Annotated in this window: 17 protein-coding genes; 6 read left to right on the top strand and 11 right to left on the bottom strand. The window is 61.7% G+C overall.

All coding sequences use genetic code 11. From position 1 onward, the window contains the following. From D4A92_RS21100 to D4A92_RS21090, 3 genes are read left to right on the top strand one after another with little or no spacing between them, the layout of a single operon-like run. A complete protein-coding gene (locus D4A92_RS21100; protein WP_203017119.1) occupies nt 1–501 on the top strand; it encodes an ureidoglycolate lyase in 501 nt (166 codons plus the stop codon). Further along, entirely contained in the window at nt 498–854 is a 357-nt protein-coding gene (uraH, locus tag D4A92_RS21095; RefSeq protein ID WP_203017118.1) for a hydroxyisourate hydrolase, read from the top strand. Before D4A92_RS21100 ends, uraH begins: the two co-directional genes overlap by 4 nt. Nucleotides 855–856: 2 nt before the next feature. Further along, on the top strand, nt 857–1,597 hold the full coding sequence (locus tag D4A92_RS21090; protein WP_203017117.1) for a metallophosphoesterase family protein: 741 nt from the start codon (nt 857–859) through the stop codon (nt 1,595–1,597). 6 nt (nt 1,598–1,603) lie between these two features. Here the strand turns inward: D4A92_RS21090 and D4A92_RS21085 are convergent, their stop codons facing one another. The 8 genes from D4A92_RS21085 to xdhC form a co-directional block, all read right to left on the bottom strand. After that, the gene (locus D4A92_RS21085; RefSeq protein ID WP_203017116.1) at nt 1,604–2,749 is read right to left on the bottom strand and encodes an alpha-hydroxy acid oxidase; all 1,146 of its coding nucleotides are present in this window, start codon (nt 2,747–2,749) and stop codon (nt 1,604–1,606) included. Nucleotides 2,750–2,856: 107 nt separating this feature from the next. Next, nucleotides 2,857–3,291: a potassium channel family protein gene (locus D4A92_RS21080; RefSeq protein WP_203017115.1), complete on the bottom strand. Its 435-nt coding sequence runs from the start codon at nt 3,289–3,291 to the stop codon at nt 2,857–2,859. 27 nt (nt 3,292–3,318) lie between these two features. Next, on the bottom strand, nt 3,319–4,635 hold the full coding sequence (gene guaD, locus D4A92_RS21075; protein WP_203017114.1) for a guanine deaminase: 1,317 nt from the start codon (nt 4,633–4,635) through the stop codon (nt 3,319–3,321). Further along, complete coding sequence (gene puuD / locus D4A92_RS21070) at nt 4,635–5,867, bottom strand: urate hydroxylase PuuD (protein ID WP_203017113.1); 1,233 nt, start codon at nt 5,865–5,867, stop codon at nt 4,635–4,637. The genes guaD and puuD overlap by 1 nt, the downstream gene beginning before the upstream one ends. Before the next feature lie 151 nt (nt 5,868–6,018). After that, nucleotides 6,019–6,936: a LysR substrate-binding domain-containing protein gene (locus tag D4A92_RS21065; RefSeq protein ID WP_203017111.1), complete on the bottom strand. Its 918-nt coding sequence runs from the start codon at nt 6,934–6,936 to the stop codon at nt 6,019–6,021. Nucleotides 6,937–7,337: 401 nt separating this feature from the next. Continuing rightward, the gene (locus D4A92_RS25295; protein ID WP_348649897.1) at nt 7,338–7,517 is read right to left on the bottom strand and encodes a type II toxin-antitoxin system RelE/ParE family toxin; all 180 of its coding nucleotides are present in this window, start codon (nt 7,515–7,517) and stop codon (nt 7,338–7,340) included. Nucleotides 7,518–7,642: 125 nt separating this feature from the next. Beyond that, nucleotides 7,643–7,903 carry a CopG family ribbon-helix-helix protein gene (locus tag D4A92_RS21055; RefSeq protein ID WP_203017109.1) on the bottom strand — a complete coding sequence of 87 codons (261 nt, stop codon included), beginning with the start codon at nt 7,901–7,903 and terminating at the stop codon, nt 7,643–7,645. A 52-nt stretch (nt 7,904–7,955) separates the two neighbouring features. Next, nucleotides 7,956–8,759 (bottom strand): xanthine dehydrogenase accessory protein XdhC, encoded by an 804-nt coding sequence (gene xdhC, locus D4A92_RS21050; RefSeq protein ID WP_203017107.1) that lies wholly within the window; start codon nt 8,757–8,759, stop codon nt 7,956–7,958. Between the two features lie 130 nt (nt 8,760–8,889). Here xdhC and D4A92_RS21045 point away from each other — a divergent pair, with 130 nt between their 5' ends. Continuing rightward, complete coding sequence (locus D4A92_RS21045) at nt 8,890–9,780, top strand: hypothetical protein (protein WP_203017105.1); 891 nt, start codon at nt 8,890–8,892, stop codon at nt 9,778–9,780. Here the strand turns inward: D4A92_RS21045 and xdhB are convergent. The 3 genes from xdhB to D4A92_RS21030 all read right to left on the bottom strand — a co-directional run bounded on the left by xdhB (nt 9,777) and on the right by D4A92_RS21030 (nt 14,460). Then, a complete protein-coding gene (gene xdhB / locus D4A92_RS21040; RefSeq protein ID WP_203017103.1) occupies nt 9,777–12,113 on the bottom strand; it encodes a xanthine dehydrogenase molybdopterin binding subunit in 2,337 nt (778 codons plus the stop codon). The genes D4A92_RS21045 and xdhB overlap by 4 nt on opposite strands. A gap of 2 nt (nt 12,114–12,115) precedes the next feature. After that, on the bottom strand, nt 12,116–13,588 hold the full coding sequence (xdhA, locus tag D4A92_RS21035) for a xanthine dehydrogenase small subunit (RefSeq protein WP_203017102.1): 1,473 nt from the start codon (nt 13,586–13,588) through the stop codon (nt 12,116–12,118). Between the two features lie 98 nt (nt 13,589–13,686). Then, on the bottom strand, nt 13,687–14,460 hold the full coding sequence (locus D4A92_RS21030; protein ID WP_203017100.1) for a 3-hydroxybutyrate dehydrogenase: 774 nt from the start codon (nt 14,458–14,460) through the stop codon (nt 13,687–13,689). A 230-nt stretch (nt 14,461–14,690) separates the two neighbouring features. On the opposite strand from D4A92_RS21030, the gene D4A92_RS21025 reads away from it, so the two are divergent. Then, nucleotides 14,691–15,737 carry an LLM class flavin-dependent oxidoreductase gene (locus D4A92_RS21025; protein WP_203017098.1) on the top strand — a complete coding sequence of 349 codons (1,047 nt, stop codon included), beginning with the start codon at nt 14,691–14,693 and terminating at the stop codon, nt 15,735–15,737. Between the two features lie 67 nt (nt 15,738–15,804). Beyond that, the gene (map, locus tag D4A92_RS21020) at nt 15,805–16,557 is read left to right on the top strand and encodes a type I methionyl aminopeptidase (protein ID WP_203017096.1); all 753 of its coding nucleotides are present in this window, start codon (nt 15,805–15,807) and stop codon (nt 16,555–16,557) included.

Here is a 16,557-nt window from a genome sequence, read left to right as displayed (position 1 = left end):
TTGCCCATCGACCTCCCCATCCGTCCCCTGACGGCATCCGACTTCGCGCCCTTCGGTGAGGTGATCGGGGCCGATCCTTCGACCATGCGACTGATCAATGGCGGCACGACCGAGCGCTTTCATGCGCTGTTTTCGCCGGAGATAGCGGGCGAGGGCGCCCGGGTGATCGTCAATATCTTCCGCGGACAGCCACGCACCTTTCCCTATGAGATCGGCATGATGGAGCGTCATCCTTTCGGCAGCCAGAGTTTTTCGCCGCTGTCGGGCCGGCCGTTTCTCGTGGCCGTCTCCTCGGATGAAGATGGCAAGCCGGGTCAGCCGCAGGTGTTTCTGGCCAGCCCGCATCAGGGCGTGAACTACCGGCGCAACACTTGGCACCATCCCTTGATGGCGATCGGCGAGGTCAGCGATTTCCTGGTTGTCGATCGCGACGGACCCGGCAACAATCTCGAAGAGTATTTCTTCGATACCCCCTTCATGATTCGGGAGCCTCAGATATGACCGGCCTCACCACCCATGTCCTCGACACGGCCCTCGGCAAGCCCGCCCAGGGACTTCGCATCCAGTTGATGCGGATGAATGGCGAGGAGGCGGAGCTGATCAAGACCGTCTTCACCAATGACGACGGGCGCGTCGACGGCGGGCCGATGCTGATCGGCGAGGAATTCCAGGTCGGGCAGTATGAACTGCTCTTTCATGCCGGGGATTATCTGAAGGGGACGGGAGCCACGCTCACGGATCCGCCCTTCCTCGACGTGATCCCGATCCGCTTCGGCATTTCCGACACTACGGCGCATTACCACGTGCCTTTGCTGCTCTCGCCCTATGGTTACTCCACCTATCGAGGAAGCTGAGCATGCGATTTGCGGCGATCGCCGATATTCATGGTAATCATCTGGCGCTCGAAGCCGTGCTCGCGGATATCCGGGCGCAGGGAGTCGATACGATCGTCAATCTCGGCGACAGCTTTTCCGGGCCGCTCGAGGCTGGTTTGACCGCTGAATTGCTGGTGCCGCTCAATGCGCTCACTGTGCGCGGCAATCATGATCGAGCGCTCATCGATCGGCCCTTCGAGGCAATGGGGGACTGGGAAAAGCCGAGCTATCCGCAATTGACGCCCGCTCATCTCGACTGGATCCGCAACTTGCCGGAAACGGCTCGCCTTGGTGACGAGGTCTTCCTCTGTCACGCGACGCCACGCGACGATAACACCTATTGGACCGAGACGCTGTCGGCCGACGGCATCTTCCACCTGAAGCCGCTGGCCGAGATCGAAGCCTTGGCGGACGGTGTCGATGCGAGGCTTCTGCTCTGCGGACACAGCCACATTCCGCGCGCCGTGCAACTCAGCGACGGCAGGCTGATCGTCAATCCCGGCAGTGTCGGCTGCCCCGGCTTCGACTATGATGTGCCTGTCTATCACAAGGCTCAGGCGGCAACGCCCTTTGCCAGCTATGCGATCCTGGAGAAGACGCCGCGCGGCTGGCAGCCGAGCTTTCGGCTGGTGCGCTACGACAATCTCGCCATGGCAGAGCTTGCGCGCCGCCACGGCATGATGGATTGGGTCAGTGCCCTCTCCAGCGGCTGGATTTCCTGAGACCAATCAGAAGGGGCTTTCCGCGATGATCGACTTGTCGACATCGGTAAGCTGTCGTTTGCCGCAGAGCGCCATGGTGACATCCATCTCCTTGGCAATGATCTCCAGCGCCTTGCTCACCCCATCCTTGCCCATCGCGCCGAGGCCATAGAGGAAGGGCCGGCCGATATAGGTGCCCCGGGCGCCGAGCGCCACGGCCTTTAGCACGTCCTGGCCGGAGCGGATGCCGCCATCCATATGCACTTCGATCTTGTGCCCGACGGCCTCGACGATCTTCGGCAACATGGCAATGGAAGAATGCGCGCCGTCGAGCTGGCGACCGCCATGGTTGGAAACGACAATCGCGTCAGCGCCAGTCTTTGCCGCCATCTTGGCGTCTTCGACATCAAGAATGCCCTTGATGATCAACTTGCCGCCCCACTGTTTCTTGATCCATTCGACATCCTTCCAGGACAGCTTGGGATCGAATTGCTCGTTGGTCCAGGCGCCGAGCGAGGCAAGATCGGAGACATTCTTGGCATGACCCTGGATATTGCGGAAGGTGCGGCGCTGGGTCTGCAGCATGTTCCAGCACCAACGCGGGCGCATGGCCATCTGGAAGAGGTGTTTCGGCGTCAATCGCGGCGGGGCGGAGAGGCTGTTCCTGATATCCTTGTGACGCTGGCCGAGCAACTGCAGGTCGGCAGTCAGAACCAGGGCCGAGCATTTGGCCGCCTTGGCGCGCTCGATCAGGTTCATCACGAAGTCCCGGTCGCGCATGACGTAGAGCTGGAACCAGAAGGGGCGGGTGGTGACAGAGGCGACGTCCTCGATCGAGCAGATGCTCATGGTGGACAGCGTGAAGGGCACGCCGAATTCTTCCGCCGCTTTCGCCGCCAGCATCTCGCCATCGGCATGCTGCATGCCGGTCAGGCCGGTCGGGGCAAGCGCCACCGGCATCTTCACCTTCTCGCCGACCATGGTCGTTTCGAGTGTGCGGCCGCTCATGTCGACCAGCACGCGCTGGCGCAGCTTGATCCTGGAAAAATCGCTCTCGTTCGCGCGGTAGGTGCCCTCGGTGTAGGAGCCGCTATCGGCATAGTCGAAGAAGAGTTTCGGCACGCGTTTGCGCGCAAGGGTTTTCAGATCTGCGATTTCGAGGATCGGGGCCATGCGACAGGTTCTCCGGAAAAGTATGCTCACCGCCATATCATGTCCGAAAGGCAGCTGGGAACAGAGATTACGCCCAAGAGGTAAAACTATTTTACCTCTTGCTGTGGTCAGAAATGCTCGCCCGAGCGGAACGGTCCGACGCGGATGCCGGCGGCAATCAGGTAGGCGGTCGACCAGCCGATCAGCAGGAACCCGTTGACACCTTCGAGAGCTGCCAGCATGCGCCATTCCGGATGCGGGACCACGTCGCCGAAACCGACGGTGGAAAAGGTCGTGGTGGAGAAGTAGAGGGCGGTCTCGAAATCGTCGACGACGCCGAGCAGGCTGTAGGCGGCGGCCCAGAGCCAGACTTCCGCCGTCAAGACGGCAAACACGCCGATGACAACGGTGTTCATGGCGAGCAGGCGGCTTCTGTGGCCATGCAGGCGAATGCGGTCGGTGACCCAGGCCATGACATGTGTGACGCCCATCAGGCCGAAGGTGTGGATGACCACCGTCAGCGAGATCATCAGCGTGCCGAGCGCGAGGTTGGTCAACAGCATGGATCCGCTCCCTCCCTCGGGGCTGCTTCAAAGGCCGGATTGGGGCTTCGAAGCCTTGCCTGCCACATAGGTTTCCACCACCGCGCGATCGTCGCCCAGTGTCTGCAGCAGGAAGAGTTCTTCGGTAAGTGATGTGACGGTTTCCATCCGCAGTCGCATCGCGGGGGTCGCGGCGGCATTGAGCACGACGATATCTGCGTCTGTGCCTTCGTCCAGCGTGCCGATCCTGTCTGCCAGATCGAGCGCCACGGCATTGCCGAGCGTCATGTGGTAGAAGCTTTCCAGCGGGTTCATGCGTTCGCCGAGCAGTTGCTGGATCTTGTAGGCCTCGTCCATGGTCTTCAGCATGGAATAGCTGGAGCCGCCGCCGATATCGGTGGCGACCGCGACCGTCACGGGTTTCTCTCTGCGCTGGATTGCCTTCAGCGGAAAGAGGCCGGAGCCGAGGAAGAGGTTCGAGGTCGGGCAATGGACCGCGACCGCACCGCTCTCCGCCATGGCATCCGCTTCGCGCTCCGATAGGTGGATCGCATGGCCGAAGAGGGCCTTTTTCCGCAGCAGACCATAGCGCGCATAGATGTCGGTATAGTCAGTGGCGTCAGGATAGAGTTCGCAGGTGTAGCGGATCTCGTCGTGGTTCTCGGACAGATGCGTCTGGATATGCAGGTCCGGAAATTCTTCCGCCAGCTTCTGCGTCATCGCCATCTGCTCGGGTGTCGAGGTGATGGCAAAGCGGGGGGTGATGGCGACGTGGTTGCGGCCCTTGCCATGCCACTCTTCGATCACGGCGCGGGTCTCGTCGTACCCAAGCTGCGGTGTGTCGAGCAGACCCTGCGGTGCGTTCCGATCCATCATCACCTTGCCGCCAATCATCAGCGTGCCGCGCTTCAGGCTCTCGGCAAAGAAGGCATCGGCAGACGCCTTGTGTACCGAGCAATAGGCCACCGCCGTCGTCGTGCCCTGGCGCAGGAATTCGTCGAAGAATTGCGTCGCGATCCGCTGCGCATGCGCGCTTTCGACGAAGCGGCATTCCTCGGGGAAGGTATAGGTGTTCAGCCATTCCAGGAGATTGGCGGCATAGGAGGCGATCACCTGCATCTGCGGGAAATGCACATGGCAGTCGATCAGGCCAGGCAGGATCAGATGCGGGCGATGGTCGATCTCGGTCGCTTCTCCACCGGCCTTTGGCTTCACCTCCGCATAGGTGCCCACAGCAGCAATCTTGCCATTGCGGACCAGCAGCGCGCCGTCTTCCTCGTAGAGATAGCTCTCGCTGTCGCCGGCATGCTCAGGTGCACGGTTGAAAGAGAGGAGGCGGCCACGGATCAGGGTCTCAGTTGTCATCATTTGCCTTCAACCGTCGTCTCGTACCAGGCGACGAGCAGCTTGCGCTCTTCGCTCGAGAGATCGGTGATGTTCCCGGGCGGCATGGCATGGCTGCGGCCGGCCTGGAGATAGATTTCACGGGCATGGGCAGCGATCTCGCCGTCCGTCTCGAGTTTCACGTTCTTCGGTGCCCGCGCAATGCCTTCCCAGACGGGTTCGGCTGCGTGGCACATCGAACAGCGGCCCTGTACGACATCGCGCACGGCTTCGAAATGGCCGTTTGCAACAAAGGTCTGTTCACGGGTCGAAAGCCCCACCTGCTCTTCCTCGCCCGTCAGCACCTTTGGCACCGTCGAGAGCCACATGATGACGATGAAGAGCAGTACCGTTACCAGCCAGGTCCAGGTCGGCTTGCCCTTGCGGGCATGGGTGGTGTTGAACCAGTGGCGGATGGTGACGCCCATCAGGAAGACGAGGGCTGCGATGATCCAGTTGAACTCCGTGGCAAAGGCCAGCGGATAATGGTTCGACAGCATGAAGAAGATGACGGGCAACGTCAGGTAGTTGTTGTGCAGCGAGCGCTGCTTGGCGATCACGCCGTATTTCGGATCGGGCGTGCGGCCAGCGATCAAGTCGGCGACGACGATCTTCTGGTTCGGGATGATGATGAAGAAGACATTGGCCGACATGATGGTGGCGGTAAACGCACCGAGATGCAGGAAGGCGGCGCGGCCGGTGAACACTTGCGTATATCCCCATGCCATGGCGATCAGCACGACATAGAGAAAGGCCATCAGGCCCCAAGTGTTGCGGCCGAGCGGCGACTTGCACAGGAGATCATAGAGGATCCAGCCGACGGCCAGCGACCCGACGGACAGGGCAATGGCCTGCCATGGTTCGATATCGAGGACCGTGCGGTCGATGAGGAAGAGATCGGCGCCGCCATAATAGACCACGGCGAGCAGTGCGAAGCCCGAGAGCCAGGTGGCATAGCTTTCCCATTTGAACCAGGTCAGATGCTCCGGCATTGAGGCGGGCGCGACCAGGTACTTCTGGATATGGTAGAAGCCGCCGCCATGCACCTGCCATTCCTCGCCATAGGCGCCGACGGGCAGGCCTGGGCGCTTCACCAGGCCGAGATCGAGCGCAATGAAATAGAAGGACGAGCCGATCCAGGCGATGGCCGTGATGACGTGCAGCCAGCGGACGGCAAAGTTCAGCCATTCCCAGGCAATCGCGTATTCATACATTGCAGAATTCCTTCACATTCCCGACCAGCCACATTGCGAAAATTTTGCCATGAAGGAAAGAGGGAGAGTGCGCTGCAACAACGACTACTCCCACACTTTATCTCGATCTCAACGAGGACATGTTGCGCCGCTTCTATGTGTGGGACATGGCTTATTGATCAGCTGATCCCGCAGGTGCGATCCAGGGCGGCAGCGTTTCATTCATCCATTGGCGGAATGCCTGCACCTTAGCCGATTTGCGCCGGCTTTTCGGATAGACCAGCCAGTAGGTCTTGTCGTCTTTCTTGGAAATGTCGAACGGCATGATCAGACGGCCGGCATCAAGATCATCTTGGTGGAAGAAACGGCTGAGAAGCGCCACGCCATGGCCGGCAATGGCCGCGTTTCCTTCTAGGTCCAGCGCGCCATAGGTATCGATTGTGGTGATGCCAAGGCTCGTGTTGTCGATGCCGGCAGCCTTGAGCCATGCCCGCCACCATTCGCCGCCACCGATGATCAGTGGCAGTTTGAGAAAATCTGCCGGCGTCTTCACGCCGCCGATGGTTTCGGCCAGCTTCGGGCTCAGCATGGGCGCGAACTGCAGGCGGAAAAGCTCCTGCGCCTCCAGATCCGCCGGTGGTCTCTCGCCGCGCCAGATGGCGACATCGGCATTGTCCTCGCGAAGGTCCATCGGTTTTTCGATGCGTAGGATGCGTACGGCCAAACCCGGATGCTGAAGCTGGAAGGCTCCGATATGGCGCGCCAGCCAATGTGAGGCAAAGGTCGGCGTCGAGCGGATCTCCAAAATGTCTTCCGCCTCCTGCCTGGCGTCCGCGACAGCATCCGCCATAAGGCCGAGCGCTTCCGCCACTTTTGGATGCAACCGCTGGCCCGTCTCCGTCAGCCCTATCTGCCGTGGTCGGCGCCAGAACAGTGGCTCTCCGACATGCTCCTCCAGCAGCTTGATCTGATAGCTGACGGCCGTCTGGGTCATGCCGAGCTCGTCGCCCGCGCGGGTGAAACTCATGAGCCGCCCGACGGCCTCGAAGACACGAAGCGCGTTTAGCGGCAGTTGTCGCGACAGTTTCATGGATCAGCTCTCTTTATCCATGGAAAGCGTAATTGAATTGGATCGCGCCCGCAACCGCGGGCATGATTGCGTCATAAAACAAGACGACATCAAACGCGTGGAGGCAGAGATGGTGTCCGCGATAGGACGGTTCATGCCCAGATCAGAGGGTATCAAACAATGGCTGCGGGGTGTCTTCTCGCCGGGCAAACGGCGCCGGCGGTTCTCGGTGGACGAGCTGCCCGAAGACCTCAGACGGGACGTGGGGTTGGAGGCTGAGGCTGACATGCAGCGGGGCATAGAGGCGTCTCAGAGACGGCTGCTTGACCGTATGCGGCTTGGATCGATATGAAAGATTTCTCGATTTATCAGGTGCTTGAGGCGCGGTTCTCCTGTCTTGAATCAGGCACTTCATGCACATGTCAGGCTGGCCAGCTTTCTGACTGCCAATCACGGGCCGCATGGATCACGCGAAGAATTACGACCGTTTCAGGAGTCTCGGCGGCTATCATCGTATAGGCGAGGATATAAGGGAGGCCGGGGACCGATTTTTCCCATGTCCCCGTGACACGTCCCGGACGTCCTGTCGGTTTCTGCCCCAGCAGTTCTCCGCTCGATCGGATCTACCTGGCAACCAATCTAGCCGCCGTCGGATGATCAGCTGCTATAAAGGCAATTTGGGATTTCAGGTCATCGAGGGCCGTTCGCGTCCATCGGACCCGACGCGTCACAGTCGTGCCGCTTCGGCTGCTTCGATCACGGCGTCGAGCTCGTCCATGGCTTTGTCGTGGTCAACAAGATCGCCGCTCTTGATATCAGCCAGCCCTCGGCGAATGCCGTCGACAGTCTTCAGCTCCCGGTCAAGATAGCTCATCAGCGCAACGTTTGCCAGTTCCGCCTGGCTGCGATCGGTCGCGGCGGAAAGCTCCAACAGCTTCGCTTCGACATCCTGGTTGAGTTCGATCGTCAGGTGTGATCCGGTGGCCATGGTATCCTCATGATTGGGTTTCAGCATAAACCCAATCGGCTCCGCATGTCACTCACTCTGTATTCAGCAGCACACCCAGCAATTCGGCTGCGACCATCGCCGCGATCACGGCCGGGCGCTTGTCCTTCACCGTGCTGCCGCCGATCGGCAGGGTCAGCCGGTCCAGGCTTGCACGCCCCACGCCCTCGCGCTCCAAGAAGGAAGCGAAGGTAGCGCGCTTGGTCTTCGAACCGATCATGCCGACATAGGCGAGGTCGGTGCGCTCAAGCGCTTCCTTGCCGATCAGAAAATCCAATGCATGATCGTGGGTGAGGATGACGGCGGCACCGCCGGGTTTCAACTTCCCGATCTCTGCCTCGGGCATGGCGACGCGGCGGAAGGTGATGCCTTCGGGCGGTTCGCCATCGATTTCCGGCCGCGAGTCGATGAGCGTGACGTTCAGCGGGAGAGGGGCGAGTGCCTGGGCTAGCGCGAGGCCGACATGGCCGGCGCCGAAGACCATGACCTCGGGGAAATGTGACCGCTCCTCGGCGAGGCGTTGCAAGAGTATCTGGTTGCCGTCCCTGTCGAGCCGGGTGAACTTCAGAAGTGTCCGTCCACCGCAGCACTGACCGATCTCCGGGCCGAGCGGCACGTCAAGGGTTGCAGCAAGCGTCTCGCCGCTGAGCAGCCTGCGCGCATGGCCGATCGCCAGGAATTCCAGATACCCGCCGCCGATCGTGCCCCACAGCGCGGTTTCCGCGACCAGCATGATCGTGCCGTTGTCGCGCGGCGTCGATCCCTTGGTCTCGGCGACCTCGACGAGGACGGTGTTTTGATGGGCGGCGAGGAATACGCGGAGGGTGGTGAGGCTCATGATGCGGCGATCCTAGCATTTTCGGCGGGGAACTGGACAGCGTGGCTTTTGGTTTATCCGACCATGGTTTCTCTGCGCCCGTAACATGCCGACCATGTTATGGTTTCGCATCGACGACATGGGAGTTCGAATGACCAGGACGCAGGGAACGATCATCTGGCTTCTCGTTGCCTGCTTTGCGGTGGCGCTCTTTCTCGTCAATCCGCTGGCAGACATTGCTGCCCGGTTCAGCCGCGACGTCATGATTGGCAGCGGCGCGCTTTATGGGACCTTGCGCGTGGCGAATTCGGTGATGAGTGTGGCGCGCGATGCCGATATCACCGGCGGCGTTGGCGTCGCATCGGTGACCGCAAGCCCGGGGCAATTGCTGCAGCCTGTCATCAACACGATCGAGCGCCTGGTGGACTTTCTCTTCGGCCTTGCGATCGTCTCCGGCATCCTGTCGCTCGTTCTGGTGCCGGTCGCGAAGGTCGCGTCGATCGCTCTGGGAGCTTGCGCGCTGTTTTGCGCCGGGCTCACCCTTACCGCGCGTCGGGTGCCACCCATCCTTAACCGGTTGGCCAGGGCCGTTCTCGTCCTTGGCGTGCTCGGGGCGGTCCTCCTGCCTGCATCCTATACGATCGCCTTTTATGCGGGTGATGCGATCACCGACCGAGCCTGGACCAATGCGACGGAAGTTCTGGATCGCATGAGCGGCCAGCACGATTTGGTCGGGATCGAGGGGGAGGCAGCGCCAGCGCTTCCGACGCTGTCTCCGACCGACCGGATTCCACCTGCGGAGGAGGGGATGTTCGACCGCCTCGGTTCGGCCTTTACCGGGACATTGCAGGCGGCCTCCGACATGGCCGCCACCGCCGCTGCGAATGCGCAGGTGATTCAGGATGGCGTCGCGATCTCGGCCGACCTCTTCTCCGCATCGATCGGCATCGCCACGGCCTATCTGGTTAAGCTGCTGGTTCTACCGGTGCTGATCCTCGCGGCCTTTCTCTATCTGTTGCGGGCAGCAACACGCCAGAGCTAGGCCCGCTTCAACCTCTCCACCGCCATCAGCACGCGCTCCGGCGTCGCCGGCGCATCAAGCCTTGGGCAAACACGGTAATCGGCAACCGAAGCCACCGCCATCGACAGCGCCTCCAGCACCGAGATCGCCAGCATGAACGGCGGTTCACCGACGGCCTTGGAGCGGCCGATGGTGGGCTCGGTATTCTCAGACCAGGGCACGAGCCGTGTGTTGAAGATCTTTGGCCGGTCCGAAGCGAGCGGGATCTTGTAGGTCGAGGGGGCGTGGGTGCGCAGGCGCCCCTTGCCGTCCCACCAGAGTTCTTCCGTCGTCAGCCAGCCCATGCCCTGGACGAAGCCGCCTTCGATCTGGCCTATGTCGATGACCGGATTGAGCGACTTGCCGACATCATGCAGAATGTCGGTGCGCTCCATCAGATATTCGCCCGTCAGCGTGTCGATCGAGACTTCCGTGCAGGCGGCGCCGTAAGCGTAGTAGTAGAAGGGTGTGCCTCGACCGGCAGCCCGGTCCCAGTGGATCTTCGGTGTCTTGTAGAAGCCGGCGGCAGACAACTGGACGCGGCCGAAATAGGCCTGTTTGACGAAGTCGCCGAAGGAGAAGATCTCACCGCCGACGCGGACCTGGTTGGGCAAGAACTCGACCTCCGAGGCCGGGACCGCATACTTCTCGGCTGCGAACGCGATCAGCCGTTCCTTGATCTGCCGGGCGGCGTCCCATGCTGCCATGCCGTTCAGATCCGAGCCGGAAGAGGCGGCGGTGGCCGAGGTGTTCGGCACCTTGGCCGTGGTCGTTGCGGTAATCTTCACCGTGTCGACATCGACCTGGAAGCAATCGGCAACGACCTGGGCGACCTTGGTGTAGAGGCCCTGGCCCATTTCGGTGCCGCCATGGTTCAGATGGATCGAGCCGTCCTGATAGATATGGACGAGCGCGCCCGCCTGGTTGAAGGCGGTCATGGTGAAGGAGATGCCGAATTTCACCGGTGTGAGCGCGATGCCCTTCTTGATGACGGGGCTGGTCCGGTTGAACTCCAGGATCGCCTGGCGGCGGGCCTGGTAGTCGCAGGAGGTTTCCAGCTCCTCCACGACCTTGAGGATGATGTTGTCTTCCACCTGCTGGTGGTAGGGGGTCACGTCTCGGCCGGAGCCCTTCTCGCCGTAGAAATTGGCCTTGCGGACCTCGAGCGGGTCCTTGCCCAACGCATAAGCGATCTCCTCGATCACCCGCTCTGCCCCAAGCATGCCCTGCGGCCCGCCGAAGCCGCGATAGGCGGTGTTGGAAACGGTGTGGGTTTTCAGCGGCTGCGAGGTCAGTTTCACATGCGGATAGAAATAGCTTGAGTCTGCATGGAAGAGGGCGCGGTCGGTGACCGGGCCGGAGAGGTCGGAGGAATAGCCGCAGCGGGCGGCGAAATTGGCTTCGATCGCATGGATCCTTCCGCTATCGTCGAAGGAGACGTCGAAATCCATCTTGAAGTCGTGGCGCTTGCCGGTGACGCCCATGTCCTCGTCGCGGTCGGGGCGGAATTTGACGGCGCGCTTCAGCTTCTTGGCGGCGAGTGCGGCGAGTGCCGCGAACTGGTTGCCTTGCGTCTCCTTGCCGCCGAAGCCGCCGCCCATGCGCCGCGTGTTGACGGTGATGGCGTTGGAGGGGATGTCGAGCACATGACCGACGATGTGCTGGATCTCCGACGGATGCTGTGTCGAGGACCATACGGTGACATCGTCGTCCTCGCCGGGGATGGCAAGAGCGATATGGCTTTCGAGATAAAAGTGTTCCTGGCCGCCGATGCGCATCGAACTCTGGATGCGGTGTTTGGCCTTGTCGAGTTCGGTCTCCGGTGTGCCGCGCTTCAGGGTCATGCCCGGCGTGACGAGCGGACTGCCATTTCCCAACGCGCCGTCGATATCGGTCCAGAAGGGCAGGTCGCGGTACTCGACCTTGGCGAGACGGGCGGCCTTTCGGGCTGCGTCGCGGGTTTCGGCAATGACGGCGAAGATAGTCTGGCCGTGGAATTCGATTTTGTCGGTCGCGATCAGCGGCTCGTCGTGGCGGCCGCCAGAGGAGACGTCGTTGACGCCGGTGATGTCGTCGACCGTCAGCACGCAGACGACGCCGGGATAGGCCTTCACCGCCGAAAGATCGATCGACAGGATCTCCGCATGGGCGCGGTCCGCCATGCCAAGCGCACCATGCAGGAGGCCTGCGGGTTCTGGAATATCGTCAATATATTCGGCACTTCCGGCGACATGCTTGTGCGCTGAATCATGCCGGAGCGACTGGTGCATCGGCCCCTTGATGTACTTCGTCGTCTCGTAGGTCGCCTTATCCATGATCACGCCTCCTCCACCGCAAAGCGCTGCAGTTCCTGCGGCGTGCCGGACACTTCCAGGAAAAACCGCGTCAGCAGGTTCTTCGCCGTCAGCTGGCGATATTCCGCCGTGGCGCGCCAGTCGGTGAGCGGCTTGTAGTCGAGATCGAAGGCGTCGCGGGCAGCTTCCACGGTCGCCTGGGTGAAGGGCTTGCCGTAAAGGGCTGCCTCGACGGCGCGGGCGCGTTTCGGGGTTGCCGCCATGCCGCCGAAGGCGATGCGGATATGGGTGACCGTGCCATCGGCATCGCTCTCCAGATGGAAGGCGCCGCAGAGCGCCGAGATGTCCTCGTCGCGGCGTTTGGTGATCTTGTAGATCGCGACGTGACTCGAAGCTTTCGGGCGGGGCACAAACATGCTTTGGACGAATTCGCCCGGCTGGCGGTCCTGCTTGCCGTAGTCGATGAAGAAATCTTCGAGCGGCATGGTGCGGGTGCCTGAGGCTGCGCGCAGGGTGACAGTGGCGGAGAGCGCGATCAGGGCCGGCGGGCTATCGCCGATCGGCGAGCCGTTGGCGATATTGCCGCCGATCGTGCCCATGTTGCGCACCTGCTGGCCGCCGATGCGTTCAATCAGACGACCGAAGGCGGGGATTTCGCGGCGCAGCGCTTCGAAGGCGCTGGTATAGCTGACACCGGCGCCGAGCGTGATGCCCTCTGGCGTGACGGTGATCTTCCGCAGGTCTTCCAGATGATTGATGAAGACGACAGGGTCGAGCACGCGCATCTGCTTGGTGACCCAAAGACCGACATCGGTGGCGCCGGCGACAACGGTCGCCTTGGGATGGGTAGCCAGCGTTTCGGCCAGCCCTTCGACGCTGCCGGGCACGACGAGGCGCCGGCCATCGGGGCCTGTGATCGCGATCGCCTCGCGGGTCGAGATCTCTTCCAGCCGCGCGATGATGTTGGCCCGTTCGCGTTCCAGCGGGTCGAAGAGGGAAGACGGGCGGATGCGGGCGACCTGTTCGGCAGCCTTAACGATCGGCTCATAACCCGTGCAGCGACAGAGATTGCCCTGAAGCGCGCGCTCGATCTCGGCACGGCTGGGGTTTTCCGAGGTCAGCCAAAGCCCGTAAAGCGACATGACGAAGCCCGGGGTGCAGAAACCGCATTGCGAGCCGTGACAGTCGACCATGGCCTGCTGCACGGGATGCAGCGTCCCGTCCTTGGCTGCGAGGTGTTCGACCGTGACAACGTGCGTGGCGTTCAATGAGCCGACAAAGCGGATGCAGGCATTGACCGTCTGATACTGTAGCCGTCCTGCGACGAGCCGCCCGACCAACACCGTGCAGGCGCCGCAGTCGCCCTCGGCGCAGCCTTCCTTTGAGCCGGTCAGCCGACGCTTCAGGCGCAGGAAGTCGAGCAGCGTCTCGGTGGGATCGAGGCTGGTAAGGGCGATGTCTTCGCCGTTCAGGATGAAACGAATGCAGTCTGTCATTTATGTCTTTTGTCCCCCTGGAGACGTCCATTTTGCGGACGCCGGCGCTGCGCCGACCACGTGACCAATGGTGGGCGGCGCAGCGTTATCTTTCAAGTCTATTGTGCGGTCCAGCCACCATCGATGGAGATCGAGGTGCCGGTGATCTGGCGGGCAGCTTCGCTCGCGAGGAAGATCGCGGTCTGAGCGACCTCGTCAATCGATACGAATTCCTTGGTTGCCTGCAGGCGCAGCATCACCTCGGTCTTCACCTGTTCTTCGGTGATGCCGCGGGCCTTGGCCGTATCGGGGATCTGCTTTTCCACAAGCGGGGTCAGCACGTAACCCGGGCAGATCGCATTGATGGTGATACCGAACTCGGCGACTTCGAGCGCGACCGACTTGGTCAGACCGAGAATCCCGTGCTTTGCTGCCACATAAGCGGACTTGTAGGGCGAGGCGACGAGGCCGTGGGCCGAGGCGATGTTGATGATGCGGCCTTTTTTCTTCGCCTTCATGCCGGGGACCACCGCACGCACGGTGTGGAAGGAACTGGTCAGGTTGATCGCGATGATCTGGTCCCATTTCTCGATCGGGAAATCCTCGACCGGGGAGACGTGCTGAATGCCGGCATTGTTGACGAGCACATCGACACCGCCGAAGGTTTTCTCGGCTGTGGCGATCAGGTCGGCGATCTCGGCCGGCTTGGTCATGTCGCCGCCGTGATAGAGCGCCTTGCCGCCATGCGCTTCCAGAGACTTGCGCGCCTTCTCGATTTCGGCGGCATCGCCGAAGCCGTTGATGACGACATTCGCCCCTTCAGCGGCAAAGGCACGGGCGATTCCAAGGCCGATTCCACTGGTGGAGCCGGTGATGACAACAGTTCTTTTCATGTGAATGGTTCCTTCTCGACGGATGCCGATGGATCACGGGCGTGATGTTGCGCCCGCGAAGGGAAAGGTTAGTCCTAAAGGAAGTTCCAGTGCAACGGCGTTTTGCCGCAGCCGACAACGCCCCTCCTATAGAGCAAGTCCGGGGAGACACACTGTTCGATGGCGGGCCCTTTTGTCTGCAGCCGCAAATCTCTATGTCTGAGCCAATACACGCAATCAGGAGTCTTCCCATGGAACTCGGACTTTACACATTTGCCGATGTCGACCCGAATGTCGCGAACAAGGGGGCCGATGCCAAGCGCCGTGTCGACGAACTCCTGGCGGAAATCCGGCTGGCGGACGAGGTTGGGCTCGATGTCTTCGGTCTCGGCGAACATCACCGCCCTGACTATATGGCGTCCTCGCCGGCGACCATTCTTGCCGCTGCGGCCGTGCAGACCAAGAACATCCGGCTGACCAGCGCGGTCTCGGTGCTCTCCTCTGATGATCCGGTGCGTGTCTTCCAGCAATATGCGACGGTCGATCTGCTCTCCAACGGCCGCACCGAGATGATGGTCGGTCGCGGGTCCTTCATCGAGAGCTTTCCGCTCTTCGGTTACGACCTGGAAGACTACGACCTGCTGTTTGCCGAAAAGCTGCAGCTGTTGATGGAGATCCGCGAAAACGAGGTGGTGAGCTGGGAAGGTCAGACCCGCAAACCCATCCAGGGTCGCGGCGTGTATCCGCGTCCGCTGCAGGATCTGCTGCCGCTGTGGATCGCGATCGGCGGCACGCCCCAGTCGGCAGCGCGCGCAGGTTATCTCGGCCTACCGCTGGCGCTTGCCATTATCGGCGGTGAACCACATCGCTTTGCGCCGTTCTTCGATCTCTATCGTCAGAGTGCGGCCAAGGCCGGTGTTGATCCCGCGCTGCTGAAGACGAGCATCAACGTGCATGGCTTCATCCATGACACGACGCAGTCGGCGGCCGACATCTTCTACGCGCCGCAGGCGGTGGTGATGGACCGGATAGGCCGTGAGCGTGGATGGGGCCCGACCAACCGGGCGCAGTTCGATGCCTCGCGCGGTCCGCGCGGTGCGCTCTTCGTCGGAGATCCGGAAGCCGTGGCCGAAAAGATCGTCGCCATGCACGGCATCTTCAAGAACGATCGCTTCCTGATGCAGATGGCGATCGGCCCGATGCCGCATGTCGAGATCATGCGCGGGATCGAGCTCTACGGCACGAAAGTAGCTCCCCTGGTGCGCCAGGCATTGACGGAGAAGGCGTCGGCTGCGTAAGCAGCGGCCTTGCCCCCGTGGGCTGCTGCCCTGAGGGCCTGCGCCCCGAAGACTGCGAGGACCCCTGATGATTGTTGAAACCGAAGAGGACCTCGTCCGTCTCAAGGATATCGGCCGTATCTGTGCGACCGCCGTCAAGGTGATGGCGGCGGCGCTAGAGCCGGGGATCACGACGCGCGAACTGGATCTGATCGGCCGAAAGCTACTGGAAGACAATGGCGCTCAGTCTGCGCCGGAGCTTTGCTACCAGTTTCCCGGTGCGACCTGCATCTCGGTCAATGAAGAGATCGCCCATGGCATTCCGGGCGACCGGGTCATCAAGGCGGGCGACCTCGTCAACATCGACGTCTCGGCGGAAAAGCTCGGTTACTTCGGCGATACCGGCTCGTCCTTCATCGTGCCGCCGGGCACGGCCAAGCAGGAACGCTTGCTGCGCGACGGCAAGCGGGCGCTTTGGGTGGGCTTGAACCAGGTGAAGACCGGACGGCCGCTGGCCGATATCGGCAATTCGATCGGCGCCTTTGCCAAGAAGAACCGCTATACGCTGATCACCAATCTCGCCAGCCACGGCGTCGGCCGCTCGTTGCACGAGGAACCGACGGAGCTTTCGACCTGGCCAGATCCGGATGAAACGCGGATCATGGAGGAGGGGCTTGTCTTTACCGTCGAGCCGTTTCTCTCGCTCGGCGGCCAATGGGCCGAGGACGGCGACAAGGACAACTGGACGCTCTACAGTGAGCCGCGCGCGCCGACCGTGCAGTTCGAACACACGATCGTGGTGACCAAGAACGGACCGCTGGTGATGACGCTCGCCGACTAG

The sequence above is a fragment of the Rhizobium rosettiformans genome (genome assembly GCF_016806065.1).
Taxonomy (GTDB): Bacteria; Pseudomonadota; Alphaproteobacteria; order Rhizobiales; family Rhizobiaceae; genus Allorhizobium.
This window is presented reverse-complemented; position numbering and strand designations above follow the sequence as displayed.